Raw genomic sequence first — 11,995 nt, forward strand, 5'->3', positions numbered from 1 at the left:
AGGCAGCCTGACCCTATTCTTTCGGTTCACGCTATGGGCCTGGCGGCCGCAGGTCAGGAGTACCGGCGACCTATCTATTCGCTTTCCTACTCTCGGTTCGGCCTCCCGGTTTACTTGGTTCGCGTCAGCTACCGAAGCTGGACCTCCTTCCGAGCCCCGGGAAGCATCAAAATGCTACGCTCCACCTATCGGCACCGTCCGGCGCCGGCAGGTGGAGCAGCAACGGCGCTGCGAATGAGGGAGACGCCATGACGGTTGCCGAAATCCAGGTGGACCAGCGGGTAATCGGGATTGACTCCCGCCGTTTCGCTTCCGTGGAAAAGGCGCTGGTGGAGCTGATCACCAACAGCGACGACAGCTACGCCCGGCTGGAGAAAACTGGAGCCCCGGTGACCGGCACAATCCACGTCGGCTACGAACGGCACCACACCGGCGCCGTGCTTATGGTGACGGACCAGGCGGAGGGCATGTCCTTCGAAGAAGCGGCCCGCATCCTCACCTACGGCGGCGCGCACAGCCCGCTTTCCCGCGGCGAGGGCAACGGCCGCGGGTACTTCGGCCGCGGACTTAAGCAGGCTATCTTCGGCCTCGGCCACGGCTGGATCGAGACCATCCAGAACGGCCGGTTTACCCGGATCGACGTATTCCGGGGCGAGAACGGGGGATACCTTTACGACGACGGCGAGGAGGACCGCCGGGCGTTTCCCGCGGACTTCGCCCGGCTCGGCATTCCCGCCGGCGTCGCCGAGAGCGGCACCCGGGTGACCATAGTCGTCGACAATCCCCACGTCACGATCACCCAGCACGCCACCCTGCTGCAGTCTATGTCCAACAACATCTACGTGCGTGACGTGCTGGATCGCCGCACGGTGGAACTGATGCCTGTCCGGGCAGCGGGCCAACACGGAACCGGGGATGACGGCTCCACGGCAATCCGCTTCGAGGAGCCTCCGGCCCTCCTCCTCATTGGCCCGGAGCACCCTGGAAGTTTCAGCCACGACGGGCAGGAGTATTCCTTTTCGCTCACCTTGAAGCGGGCGAAGGACGTGGAGCTCACGCTCAAGGGCGATGAACGCACCAACGGGCTGGTGGTCCTCTCCGGGATGGCAGCGCTCGATTGCACGCTGTTCGAGTACGAGAACCAGGTGGGAACGGAATATCTCTTCGGGGTTGTGCGCTGTGCGGCGCTGACCCAGATGCTGGGCCGCGGCAAGGCGGTTATCAGCGACGAGCGGGAGGGCCTGAACTTCAAGGATCCGTTCGTGGCGGCGTTCTCCCAGGCCGTCAGCGCCATGATCAGCAGCGCAGTGCAGGCCGAGAAGGAGAAACTCACCCACCTGGAACGGGCCACCACCTCCGGCCGCACCGCCGAGATGATCGAGCGGCTGCTGCAGCACATGAGCGAGGCGGCCGTTGTCGACCTGGGCATCGAGTCATTCCCGGAATCCGCCGACCGAACCCCGGCCGAGGAGGAACTACCGGCCGCGCTGCGCTTCACGACGCCGTTCTATTACCGGAAGCCGGGGCACCCGTTCCACGTCGCCCTGCTGATCGATGCAGGGCGGCTGCCCGACGGCGAACAGCTCACCTTCGAGCTCCACCTGCCGGATTCGATGGGGATTGAGCCGGCGCCTGTTGCCGTGCCGGTCGACTCCCTGCGCGGAACCCAGCGGATCGAGTGGACGGTCGCGGGTGAAGTGCCGGGGGAGCGCGGCGAGATCACGGTCCGGGCCGGTGCCTACTGGGCCTGGTGCGAGATCGTGGTGGCCGAGCACGCCTCGCACCGCAGCGACCGCCAGCCCCCGCACGTCTCTGTAGTTCGACCTGCCGGCCAGCCTGCCGGCCAGTCCGCGGGGCACCCGGTGGCGCACCGGGTGCCCCGGGACCACGGCATGGATTTGTTCGTCGGCTACGAATTCCGCAACCTGCACAACAGCGCGGACCGGGCCGTCTACAGCGCCGCGGAGCGCAAGGTCATCATCAACACCGGTGCTCCGACCGTGCGGCTCTATGTCGACGGCCGCGGTCGCTTCCGGGACTCCGCGCGGCTGCTCCTCGCCGAACTCTTTATGGACGTGATCTCCGACGAGCTGGCACGGCGGAGCATCGAACAGCACGGACATGCGGGAAACCTCGACGCCTTCCACAGCGCCAAGCGGGACATCATCCGCCGTTTTGGCAGCGACATCCATTTGTCATTCCTGAGCTGATACGCGCACCCGCAGGGCCCCAGCCTAACCCTGCAGCGGCAGGAACAGCACCGTGTAGATGCCCAGTCCGGCGAGTACCACCACGCTGCCGGCGATGGCGGCCGTCCCCCTGATATTCGCGGCCATCACCGCTCCGCCGATGCCGCTGGCGTGGTGGTGGTAGCGGCGTCGTTGGGTGAGGGCTATGCCCAGCGCGGCCAGCAGTGAAGCCGCCACAAGGGTTCCGGCAAACCAGCCGTAATGGGGTACCCAGCGCAGGAAGATGCAGGCCGCCGTTACCAGCGTCAACGAGGTCCGGCGCCAGGCGAGGTCCGTCCGCTCGGGCTGGAGGCCGGGGTCACCATGCACCGCCACGGCCCTGGTTTTCGCCATGGCTACGCCGGCCGGCCGATCACAAAAACGATCAGCACAGCCGCAACAAGGGAGCCGCCGGCGGCCAGGATCGGAGCGAGCAGGGGCGCCGGGAGCGGAGCCTGGTGCCGCATGGCGCGTTCCACATTGAGCCAGCGGAAGAACGAGCCGCCGCCGGTCATCAGCCCCAGCAGGAGCAGCAGCACAGCGACGGTCTTCCGGATTTCCGGGGTGAACAGCCCCGAGGTGAAGGCCTCGACGGCGATGCCGCCGGCCACCATCGCCAGCGAGGTCCGGATCCAGGCCAGGAACGTGCGCTCGTTGGCCAGCGTGAACCGGGGATCCGGGTCGGTTCCGCCGCCCAGCGCCCGAGCCAGGATCCCGCGGCGGCCCCGGTAAGTGTCGGAAACGGCCCCCGCCCCTCCGGTTCCGGCGCGGCTCGGGGCCTGAGCCGGAGCCTCGCGGCCGGGTGCCTCGCGGCCGGTGTGTGACGTCTCGGGTGTCTCTTCGTGTGCGGTCATGATGCTCTCAGGATGCCACCCTGGGAATAATTCCACACACTCCTGCCGCCGCCCGGCACCTGTCAGTTGTTCACGGCGGCGTACAGGTTCAGGCTTGCCGAGAACACGAGCCACGAAACGTAGGGCAGCATCAGCAATCCGGCCGTCCTGCTGATGGGCCCGAACAGGAGCACGGTCAGTGTGGCCACCACGGCGTGGGCGCCAATCAGGAGCAGCGCCAGCCACAGGGCGGCGGCCCCCACCAGCGGGTACAAGCCAAAGAACATCAGCGGCCACGCCAGGTTCAGCAGCAGCAGGACCCCATAGACCTTGAATGCAGCCCTGCGGGGGAAAAGCCGCTGCCGCCACACGAGCCACGCAGCGACAGCCATGGCGGCGTAGAGCACCAGCCACACGGAGCCGAAGATCCACCCCGGAGGTGTCCACGGTGCCTTATCAGCCAGGGCGTACCAGCCGGCGTTCATTCGGATCGGCAGGGAGCCGAGCAGCGACACGAGCCAAGACACCGCCAGAAAGCCGGTCAGGGCCGCCACCTGCCGCTGCCAGGGGCGACCGCCCGTCAGCGCGGGGCGCGGGAGACCTTTTTCTACGTTGGCAAGCACTGACTCACTGTGGACAATCGGGGGCCGGTACGTCAAACCGCGACGGCGGGACCTCCCGCCGTCGCATCCGCCCGCGGTCCCCAGCGGTCCGCGGAACGAGTCAGGTCCCCGGCACCCGCAGCACCTCGACGGCAGCCAGCAGATATGGCACCGGATCCGGGTCCGTGCCCGCGGCCCACCGCATCCACGCTTCAAACGTCGCAGCCAGGTAGGCGGCGCACAGGTAGCCGGCCGTGTCCTCGGGAACGCCGAGGCCGATCAGGTGCTGCCGGGCCCGCTCGCGCTGGGGCGCCAGGGATTCGTAGCTCCGGCTGGCGAGCTCGGGATGTTCGGCGATCAGGCGCAGCCGCCCGCGCGACACGGAAAGATCAGGAATGACCGCCACCCCGGCAACGGCGGCCGCCCGCAGTCCCGCCAGAAGGCCGGCGCCGTCTTCCCGCCCGCCTCGGGTTCCCTCGAGGGCCGCCCCCGAGGCTGCTATCACCGGTTCCATGCCACCCCAGATGAGATCGGCCTTGCTGGAGAAGTACCGGTAGAGGCTCTTGCGCCCAATGCCTGCCTCGCGGGCGATGTCCTCCATCGAGGTTCGTTCGTAGCCGTTCTCGGCGAAGAGCCGCAGCGCGAGGCTGGCGATGGCGTCCGGGTCGATGGTTGCGGGACGCCCGGCGGAACGTGTGCCGGCGGGCTGGGGATCTTGCGGGGACATCCCACCAGTATTCACCCTTCCATAATGACACAGCGTGTCATAAGGTGGAAGATGTCAGCGCTGGAAACGTTCGGAAGGGCATCATGGGCAACGAAGATTCATGGCAGGAATCCATCACGGCGGGCCGCTTTGCCGGCAAAACCGTCATCGTCACGGGTGCCGGTTCGGGCATCGGCCTGGCCACGGCCCTGCGCGTTGCCAAGGAAGGCGGCAGGGTCATCGCCGCTGACATCAGCCCCGAGCGGCTGGACGCCCTGGTCGCCGGGAACAGCGGCCTGGACGTGGTCGCCGTGGCCGGTGACATCTCCGACGAAGACACGATCGCCGCCGTCGTCGCCGCCGCGGGCGGCCGGGTCGACGCTCTCGCGAACGTCGCCGGCATCATGGACCACTTCGCCCCGATCCACGAGGTGGACGACGCCACGTGGGACAGGGTGTTCAGGATCAACGTCACCGCCCTGATGCGCCTGACCCGCGCCGTGGTGCCGCTCATGCTGGAGGCGGGTTCCGGTTCCGTGGTCAACGTCGCCTCCGAGGCCGGCCTCCGCGGTTCCGCCGCCGGCGCCGCGTACACCGCCTCCAAGCACGCGGTCATCGGCCTGACCAGAAACTCGTCGGTGATGTACGGGCCCAAGGGCCTGCGCTTCAATGCCGTTGCCCCCGGCGCCACCATCACCAACATCGAGGCCACCTGGGGGTCCCAGCTCGCCGCCGAGCGCCTCGGCCCGCTCATGGGGGCAAACATCCCGGCCCCTGCCACCGCGGCCCAGTTGGCGGCTTCCATCACCTTCCTGCTCAGCGACGACGGCACCAACGTCAACGGCGCCGTCCTGGCCTCCGACGGCGGCTGGTCCGCGGTTTGACCGCAGCCCGGCACACGCAAGAGGACGACGGCGGGAACCTCCTTGGGTCCTGGCGCCCGTGTCGAACTGCGCGTCCGCTGGGGGACGCGGAGGTGGAGGCCGCACGGACGGAGGCAGGGCAGGGATTCGCGGGGGGAGGCGGTTCACGGCAAGATGTGAGCATGGAGCACACTGACCAGCAGCCCTGGGTGAAGAACTACCAGCCGGGAGTCCCGGCTGACATTGAATTGCCCGCGGAGTCGCTCGTTGCCATGCTGGAGCGGTCCGTGGCCGAGGCAGGCACCGCCCCCGCGCTCGAGTTCTTTGGCCGCCGTACCAGCTACACCGAACTCGGCGAACAGGTCGACCGGGCAGCCGAGGGCCTGCGCCGGCTTGGCGTCCGCGCCGGCGACCGCGTGGCGCTGATCCTGCCGAACTGCCCGCAGCACGTCGTCGCGTTTTACGCGGTGCTGCGGCTCGGCGCCGTCGTCGTCGAACACAACCCCCTGTATACCTCCCGGGAACTCCGCCACCAGTTCGAGGACCACCAGGCCCGTGTCGTCATCACCTGGGACAAGGCCGCGGCTGCCGTCCGTGACTTCCCGTCGGACATCGAGATCGATCATGTCGTCGCGGTCAACCTCCTGGAGGCGTTCCCCGCGATCAAACGTCTGGCTTTGCACCTGCCCGTGAAGAATCTGCGTGAGTCCCGCGAGGCGCTGACGGCTCCGGCGCCGGGCACTACACGGTGGAAGGAACTCCTCAGTCACGGCCCCATCGATCCGGGTCACGCCCGCCCCGCCGTGAATGATCTCGCCGCGATCCAGTACACCTCGGGAACCACCGGCCGTCCCAAAGGCGCCATGCTTACCCATTTCAACCTGTACTCCAACGCCCTGCAGGGTGAGGCCTGGATGCAGGGGGCGGAGTACCGCAAGGAAATCTTCTACGCCATCCTGCCGATGTTCCATGCCTTTGGCATGACGCTCTACCTCACCTACGGCATCCGCAAGCAGGGCCTGCTGGTGCTGTTTCCCAAATTCGACCCTGACCTGGTGCTGGGCGCCATGAAGAAGTCGCCCGCGACGGTCTACTGCGCAGTTCCGCCGATCTATGAGCGCACCGCGATGGCCGCGAAAGAGAAGGGCATCTCGCTCCGTTCGTGCAAATACTGCATCTCCGGCGCCATGAACCTGCCGGACCATGTGGTGGAGCTGTGGGAATCGGTCTCCGGTGGGCTGCTGGTCGAAGGCTACGGCATGACCGAGTCCTCCCCGGTCGCGCTGGGCAACCCGTTCCACCCAACCCGCCGCAACGGCACGATTGGCGTGCCGTTCCCCTCGACCCTGATGAAGGTTGTCGACCTGGACGACCCCGCCGTGGAAGTGGTGCCGGGCCAGCCGGGGGAGCTGCTGCTCAAGGGTCCGCAGGTGTTCCAGGGCTACTGGAACAGCCCGGAGGAAACAGCGAAGACCCTCACCGCCGACGGCTGGCTGCGGACGGGCGATGTTGTGACAGTGGACGACGACGGTTTCACCACGATCGTTGACCGGGCCAAGGAGCTCATCATCACCGGCGGTTTCAACGTCTCGCCCACCGAAGTGGAGACGGTGCTGCGCCTGCACCCGGACGTCAGGGACGCCGCCGTCGTCGGCAAGCCGCTCGAACGGGGCGGCGAGCTGGTGGTCGCCGCCGTCGAGCTGGAACCAGGAGCCGCACTGGACGAGGACGCCCTCCGCGGCCACTGCCGCGAGCATCTGGCCGGCTACAAAGTCCCCAAGCGGATCGTTGCCATCCCGGACATGCCGCGCTCCATGCTCGGCAAGATCCTGCGCAAGCAGGTGCGCGGGCAGGTGCTGCCCACGCTCTGATGACCGCGGACACCGCTGCCCAGGCCTGCCTCCGCCGTTGCCCGTTCATGCTTGCCGGCTCCCCGGCATTGGTCCTTGGCTGCCGGGAGTTTGCTTCGCATACTGGAAGCAGGGTGCATATCCACGCAGCCACGAAAGGGTGGGGAGCCATGAGCGGCGGGTCAGGGGGGTCGTTCCGGCGCCGCGTGGAGCGGGCAGCAGAACTCCGCTCCCTCCGGGTGAGCGGAATGACGGTCCAGGAAGAGGAGGAGCTGGCCGCTGCCGAAGAGAGGGAACGGGAGCTGCGCGCAAAGTTCGATGATGCCGCCAGGGCCGAGTACCTGATCCGTGATGCCATGGCGCAGGGGAAGTTCGACGATCTCAAATACGCCGGAAAACCCATCCCAGGGCTGGGGGAGAAGTACGACCCCGACTGGTGGGTCAAAGGCCTGATTCAGCGCGAAAACATCACCGGGATGGGTCCCAAGGCCATCCTGCTCCGCACCGAGGACGCCGGGCTCGAGGCGCGGATCGACGAGCTGCACTCCGAGAAACAGGTCCGCCAGCTCCTGGAAGATTTCAACGCCCGCGTGATTGATGCCAGGCGGCAGTTGCAGGGCGGTCCGCCGGTTGTCACAAAGACCCGCGACGTCGAATCCGAGGTCCGGCGCTGGGCGGAACGCCGCCTGGCCCGCGCCGCCGTCGTCGCTGAGCTGGACGGGCCACAGGAACAGGACCAGAGCCGCCAACCGTGGTGGCGGCGGATCTGGTCCGGTACCTAGCGGCGTGCTGGCCCCTGGCGGCTATTCGGTTCAGTACCGCGCGATCTGGGTCAGATAGCCGTAGTACTGCCCATCGATCGGGCGGAGCGGGTCGCCCTCGAAGCCGAAGCCGCGGTGTTTCTTCGTGTAGCCGGCCGTGGCCTTCAGGAACTGTGACATCACGGCCTTCGCCGAGCCCTCACATTTTCCTTCGCTGATGCACTGCGCCACTGAGCCGGCGACGGCCGGGCTGGCGAAACTGGTGCCGTGGGCCACGGCGTAGCCCCCCGGCGCCGTGGAGGTAATGCAGACCCCGGGGCCGGCGACGGTGTGATCCCTATCCTTTGGCTCGCTGGCGTAATTGGAGAAGAACGCCGGACTGTCATCCAGCTGTCCCACCTCGGTCCAGTCCTCGGGCCCGCAGACCGGGGCAGCGAGGCCGTCGGGTTTGCCGTCGAAGTCTGCCATCGCCGTGGCGGTCAGCACCTCGTCATACGTGGCAGGAACCGTGGAGGCAATGTCCTGCCCGGAGTTTCCGGCGGCGACGGCATACACGACTCCGGCCTTGACCGAGCGGCAGATGGCGTAGTGCATTGGATCCGTGCCCTTGCCGCAGTTGTCGGTATCGGCGCCCGGGCCGCCGATGCTGATGTTGGCCACCTCGATGTTGTTGTCCGGATCCTTGTCCTTGCGGGTTGCCGTCACCCAGTCGATGGCGCAGATGAGCATTTCTTCCGTGATCACATCGGCGTCATTCACGACGCGCACGGACCACAGCGGGGTTCCCGGGGCCGTGCCGATGACGCCCTGCTTGTTGTCTTTGGCGCCGATTACACCGGCCACGAACGTCCCGTGGCCAACCGTATCCGTGGGCTGCACCTTGACCGGCGACCCGGTTGAGCAGTCAATGCCGCCGCGCACATTGAGCTCAGGATGGCTACCGTCGATGCCGCTGTCGATCACGGCCACGTTGACGTCCACTACCTCCTTGGACCGGCCGCGATCCTCGGGGAGGGTACCGCCGATCCTCTGGCGCCAGAGCGGCGCCACCTGGGTGCTTGGGGTGGGGTCCTTGGGCTTCTTGAATTCCCGGGCCACGGTGATGAAGTCGACGCTCGGGTCAGCAGCGAGACGGGCCGCAACCGATGCCTTCATCGTGGCGGCGTACCCGATTACGGCATCCCGGTAGACCGTGGAAACGGACAGGCCATAGCTGTCCTGCTGTGCCGCGGCCGCCGAGCCGGCGTCAACAACGCCGTCCTTGAGCACGACAATGTAGCCTTGTTCCTGCTCGGCGCCAGCCGAGGGGATTGCCGCGACGAGGCTTCCGGCCATGGCCAGGCTCAGCGCCGCGATGCCGCCCACGATCCGACGGATCCTTGAGGTGATTTCTGGCGGTGGTGAGGCGGGGCCGGCATTCCGGCGTGCCCGCGCGGCTGCATGCACTGGTTCCCGTGATGATCCCGGACGTCGGACGTGGCTGAACATAGTGGCCTCCCTTAAGCGTCTACGCTACTGAGCGCCCCCCGGTCCTAGCTTAGGCCTGCGACTGTCAGTTGCACACGGACCTTTGGCATTAGTTGGGAAGGACAGTGGCGGGAATCAGGCGCGGAGCCAGTCCTGGTCGAAGTCCGGGTGGTCGTAATAGGGCAGGGCCAGGGCGTTCAGCGACTGCTCCAGCCACTCCAGCGATTGCGGGATCCACCCGGGATCCTGGCCGGGGTCGCTGACCAGCGACGCGAGGGCCGCCTGCCGGGCGGTTTCCACGATGCGGATCAGGCGCCGCTTGGCCTCGCATTCGAGCAGCAGGCGTTGTTCGTACCAGGCGCCGGATTTCGAGACAGTCCGGTCGCCGAGGAGGGTCCGCGCCACGGCCTCGTCCTCGCTGATCCGCTCGGACAGGAAATCGACAATGTCCACACCGCGAGCGTACGCGCGGTCCTAGGCCGGCAACCAGCCCCGGCTGCCGCCGGGCCCCGGCGCTTAGTGGACTGCCAGGTTTTCCGCGTCCTCGGGACCGATGAAGTGGCATGATCCCTCGTGCCGCTCGGGCAGGTCGCAGGTCCGGCCGGTGGGCAGGTGGACGTTGCCGCACCGCCCGGTGACGGCGACGTCCTCGCGGACGTGCAGGCTGCTCAGGTCGGGACGGTCCTGGCTGGTCTCGTGGATCTGGGGGCCGGGGGAATTGTGCTCTGGACTGTTCATGTCTGCTGCTCCTTGAAAATGTTGCTGTGCAGGGAGGGGCCAGTCTCGATTGAGTCCGATGCGCCCAGTCTTACACGGTGACGTTAATACGGGGTTACGGGCCCGTTAGAAATTTGTCTCAGGCCCGCTACCGGGACCGCTCGCAGGGGTATATTTCGAAGGAGAGCAGCTATTCAACCAGGCAAAAGGGGTGCGCCATGACGGTGCCAAATTCAGCGGACATTGGTGACCGGTCAACGGGCGCCCATGGCGAGCCGCCGATCAGCGCGGATGCCCTTGCCACCCGGCTGGGTGACATCGCCCGAGCACTCCAGCACGAGGATGACCCTGAGTCCGTGCTGGCCGGGATCGTGCACGCCGCCCTGGAGCTCGTGCCGCATGCGGACGACGCCTCGGTCAGCCTGATCACGGGCCGCAGGACCATCGACTCGCGAGCGGCTTCCAGTGACCTTCCGCGCCAGGTGGACGCCCTGCAGAGCGAAACAGGGCAGGGGCCGTGCATTGACGCGTCCCATGAGGAGCGCGTTGTCAGCGTTCCCGACCTCAGCTCGGACCAACGCTGGCCGGATTTCTCGCGGGCGGCCTACAAGCTCGGAGCGCGGAGCATGCTCTCCTTCCAGCTCTTTGTGAACGGCGCCCACCTCGGTGCCTTGAATCTGTTCGGGCACGGTGTTGGCGCCTTCGACGCCGAATCCGAGCGGATCGGGGCGCTCGTGGCGGCCCACGCCGCCGTCGCGGTCGCCGGCAGCCAGCAGGTCAGCCAGCTCACCCAGGCACTTGACACCCGGGACCTGATCGGGCAGGCCAAGGGCATCCTGATGGAACGCTACAAGATCACGGCCCAGCAGGCGTTCCTGCTGCTCTCACGGGCCAGCTCGGAGCTGAATATCAAGCTGCACGACGTTGCGGAGCAGCTGACCGTTAGCGGGGAAATGGCCAAGAAGCGCTGACGGCGGCCGTGCCCGCGCCCGGTCCCCGGGGTTCTCAGCCGCCGGAGGGAGACCGCGTGCCATGGAGGATGTCCGCGCACACCCGGGACAGCGGTGTGCCGTCAGTCCGGGCGCGGCGCAGCAACTCCCGCAGGGCCTGGTCCGCCGACAGCCCATGGCGTTCCATCAGCATCCCGCACGCACGGTTGGTGTTGTCCCGGCCGGTGAGTGCGCCTTTGAGCGGTCCGCTCAGGTGCCGGGGAGTGTCGGAGCCTTGGACATGGGCGAGCAGGGTCGCCGCGGGAACCGCGAATTTCTCGAGCAGATGCCCGGTCGCGGCGGTATAGGCCGCTGGGAGGGCAGCGTAGATCTTCAGCGTTCCGATGGGCCCGCCGACGGCGGCCAGCGTCGTGCTGACGACGGAACGGACGGGCAGTAAGGCGACAGCCTCGCTCCAGAGCGGCCACCGGCCATCCGCGGCGGCGTCATGGACCAGGACGGTTGTCCCCTCCGTCCAGGCCTCGACACACGGGCCCTGACCCAAGTCGTGCTGGGCGGCGTCCGCCTGCCCCACGAGGTGTGCTGTCGCCGCGGTGCTGCGTCCGCACCCCTGCCCGTCGAACAGTGAGATGCCGGCTCCGGCTGATCCCGGGATGGCATCCCGGACCGCCTGCACGAGCAGCTGCAGCGCACGGTCTACCTTGTCCTTCGTGAGGAGCAGGCCTTTGATGCGCGCGAAAACCGCGGTCAGTTCATCGAGGGGGAGCGGATTGAATGGCTGGTTGAGCACTTGCGGGCCTTACGGCGTGAGGGCACGGTCACCCTGCGTATGCCCCCTGCTGAGCCGGGACGCCTCAACGGGCGGCCACTTCAAGCATAGCCCGCTCCATTGTGCAGAGGGTAAGCGGCGGGTGACGGTCGACGGCGGCGGGGCGGCCCCCCCGCGGCGCCCCGGCGGGGGCCTCGGGCGGCGGGGGCCCACACACCACGCTTGGCTCGTGGCCACAAAAATGGCGGG

13 protein-coding genes are annotated in these 11,995 nt (G+C 67.5%); 5 read left to right on the forward strand and 8 right to left on the reverse strand.

Going from position 1 to position 11,995, the window contains the following annotated elements:
* Positions 1-248: 248 nt before the first annotated feature.
* Positions 249-2,210, forward strand: coding sequence for an ATP-binding protein (locus tag ABIC21_RS05205; protein ID WP_354349351.1), 1,962 nt, complete (start codon positions 249-251; stop codon positions 2,208-2,210).
* 24 nt (positions 2,211-2,234) lie between these two features.
* Here ABIC21_RS05205 and ABIC21_RS05210 read toward each other — a convergent pair whose 3' ends face one another.
* The 4 genes from ABIC21_RS05210 to ABIC21_RS05225 all read right to left on the reverse strand — a co-directional run bounded on the left by ABIC21_RS05210 (position 2,235) and on the right by ABIC21_RS05225 (position 4,390).
* Positions 2,235-2,582, reverse strand: a complete 348-nt coding sequence (locus ABIC21_RS05210) for a DUF202 domain-containing protein (RefSeq protein WP_354349352.1) — start codon at positions 2,580-2,582, stop codon at positions 2,235-2,237.
* 2 nt (positions 2,583-2,584) lie between these two features.
* A complete protein-coding gene (locus ABIC21_RS05215) occupies positions 2,585-3,082 on the reverse strand; it encodes a YidH family protein (protein WP_354349353.1) in 498 nt (165 codons plus the stop codon).
* A 62-nt stretch (positions 3,083-3,144) separates the two neighbouring features.
* Positions 3,145-3,684 carry a TspO/MBR family protein gene (locus ABIC21_RS05220; RefSeq protein WP_354349354.1) on the reverse strand — a complete coding sequence of 180 codons (540 nt, stop codon included), beginning with the start codon at positions 3,682-3,684 and terminating at the stop codon, positions 3,145-3,147.
* A gap of 100 nt (positions 3,685-3,784) precedes the next feature.
* The gene (locus ABIC21_RS05225; protein WP_354349355.1) at positions 3,785-4,390 is read right to left on the reverse strand and encodes a TetR/AcrR family transcriptional regulator; all 606 of its coding nucleotides are present in this window, start codon (positions 4,388-4,390) and stop codon (positions 3,785-3,787) included.
* A gap of 83 nt (positions 4,391-4,473) precedes the next feature.
* Here ABIC21_RS05225 and ABIC21_RS05230 point away from each other — a divergent pair, with 83 nt between their 5' ends.
* The 3 genes from ABIC21_RS05230 (at position 4,474) to ABIC21_RS05240 (ending at position 7,864) form a co-directional block, all read left to right on the forward strand.
* Complete coding sequence (locus ABIC21_RS05230) at positions 4,474-5,253, forward strand: SDR family NAD(P)-dependent oxidoreductase (protein WP_354349356.1); 780 nt, start codon at positions 4,474-4,476, stop codon at positions 5,251-5,253.
* 161 nt (positions 5,254-5,414) lie between these two features.
* On the forward strand, positions 5,415-7,103 hold the full coding sequence (locus ABIC21_RS05235) for a long-chain-fatty-acid--CoA ligase (RefSeq protein ID WP_354349357.1): 1,689 nt from the start codon (positions 5,415-5,417) through the stop codon (positions 7,101-7,103).
* A gap of 149 nt (positions 7,104-7,252) precedes the next feature.
* A complete protein-coding gene (locus ABIC21_RS05240) occupies positions 7,253-7,864 on the forward strand; it encodes a DnaJ family domain-containing protein (protein WP_354349358.1) in 612 nt (203 codons plus the stop codon).
* A 30-nt stretch (positions 7,865-7,894) separates the two neighbouring features.
* Here ABIC21_RS05240 and ABIC21_RS05245 read toward each other — a convergent pair whose 3' ends face one another.
* From ABIC21_RS05245 to ABIC21_RS05255, 3 genes are all read right to left on the reverse strand, one after another.
* Positions 7,895-9,208 (reverse strand): S8 family peptidase, encoded by a 1,314-nt coding sequence (locus ABIC21_RS05245; protein WP_354349359.1) that lies wholly within the window; start codon positions 9,206-9,208, stop codon positions 7,895-7,897.
* 237 nt (positions 9,209-9,445) lie between these two features.
* Positions 9,446-9,763: a DUF6221 family protein gene (locus tag ABIC21_RS05250; protein ID WP_354349360.1), complete on the reverse strand. Its 318-nt coding sequence runs from the start codon at positions 9,761-9,763 to the stop codon at positions 9,446-9,448.
* Positions 9,764-9,826: 63 nt separating this feature from the next.
* The gene (locus ABIC21_RS05255; RefSeq protein WP_354349361.1) at positions 9,827-10,048 is read right to left on the reverse strand and encodes a hypothetical protein; all 222 of its coding nucleotides are present in this window, start codon (positions 10,046-10,048) and stop codon (positions 9,827-9,829) included.
* A 197-nt stretch (positions 10,049-10,245) separates the two neighbouring features.
* Here ABIC21_RS05255 and ABIC21_RS05260 point away from each other — a divergent pair, with 197 nt between their 5' ends.
* Positions 10,246-10,998, forward strand: coding sequence for a GAF and ANTAR domain-containing protein (locus tag ABIC21_RS05260; protein WP_354349362.1), 753 nt, complete (start codon positions 10,246-10,248; stop codon positions 10,996-10,998).
* A 34-nt stretch (positions 10,999-11,032) separates the two neighbouring features.
* Here ABIC21_RS05260 and ABIC21_RS05265 read toward each other — a convergent pair whose 3' ends face one another.
* Complete coding sequence (locus ABIC21_RS05265; protein WP_354349363.1) at positions 11,033-11,767, reverse strand: GAF and ANTAR domain-containing protein; 735 nt, start codon at positions 11,765-11,767, stop codon at positions 11,033-11,035.
* Positions 11,768-11,995 lie beyond the last annotated feature (228 nt).

Origin of the sequence: Pseudarthrobacter sp. PvP090 (assembly GCF_040547365.1) — a bacterium.
GTDB lineage: Bacteria > Actinomycetota > Actinomycetes > Actinomycetales > Micrococcaceae > Arthrobacter.